This is a genomic window from Paenibacillus dendritiformis (assembly GCF_015845845.1).
GTDB classification, from domain to species: Bacteria; Bacillota; Bacilli; order Paenibacillales; family Paenibacillaceae; genus Paenibacillus_B; species Paenibacillus_B dendritiformis_C.
The window spans coordinates 1-1,027 of the sequence record NZ_LDIG01000297.1 but is presented as its reverse complement, the minus strand read 5'-3'; the positions used below and the strand labels follow the sequence as shown (position 1 = coordinate 1,027).

General features: G+C 50.0%; 1 protein-coding gene. It reads right to left on the bottom strand.

Annotated elements, in window-relative coordinates:
- Positions 1–96: 96 nt before the first annotated feature.
- On the bottom strand, positions 97–1,027 hold a 931-nt coding region (locus ABD76_RS28725; protein ID WP_197260272.1), incomplete at its 5' end, for an ISL3 family transposase.

Below are 1,027 nucleotides of genomic sequence, written 5' to 3'. Positions count from 1 at the left end.
CCTTTAAGAGATTTTCAGATGTAGAAACAGCCGTCAAGGAGTTCGCTTGACCGCTGTTTCTACATCTGAAGCAGGGTAAGAAGGCGGAAAGGGATATTATGCTCGGCGCGCCGCGAGCAACGGCAAACGAAGCTTATTGGCTGTCATATACACCATCGCAATCAAGTTTTCTACGTTCCTGTAGCCTCTGGCCCGACGTTTAGCTGCTTGAACCAGACCATTAATGCCTTCCAACAAGCCGTTCGTCATCTTACTATGGAACCACCGAAGGATCCCTTCTTCGTGCTGCTTAATCGTTCTCGCCAAACTTACCATGGGTGGAAGTTGGGAACGAATAGCCCACCCAATCCACTCCCGGAGAAGCAGATCTGCGTAAATGTGAGGCGTTGTCCAAAGCTCCTGTAAAGCCAGTTTCAATCGGTAGGCGCGCCCAGTCAGCAGGTTCGTATCTTTCAGGCGCTGTAGGGTTTCCTTTTGCTCGGCCTTCAGATTGACTTCGTTTTTCAACCAGATATACTTGGTCTTTTTCAGTTCTGGCCGTTGTTTTTGTTCCTGGATGCGTACCTCATCCACCGCTTCGCCAACTAGCTTCATCACGTGAAATTTATCAAAGGTGATTTCCGCTTTCGGGAAATACTCTTCCATACCGCGGATAAACGCAGGTGACATATCGCAGCAGACTTCTTGGACAGCGTCTGCGCTAACCCCTTTTTCCGCAAGGTGATCTTTGAAGCGCGCTAAGGTTTCCATCCCTTTGCCTTCGGTGGCAAAGAGGACGATCTTTCGATCCACATCTACAAACAGCGTAATATAGCGGTGGCCGCGTCTAGAGGATGTTTCATCAATAGCGATGCGCTTTACGCTCGTAACATCGAGCTCCGACATGGCTTTGTCCACGTAGTAGTGAAAGATCCGCCACATGCGGGTATCATGTTCACGTAGCTCGCGGGCGGCCGCATTAACCGGCATTTCTGACATCAGACGCATCGCCCAGGCTTCGAACATTAACGTAAAATGCGAAAGAGGC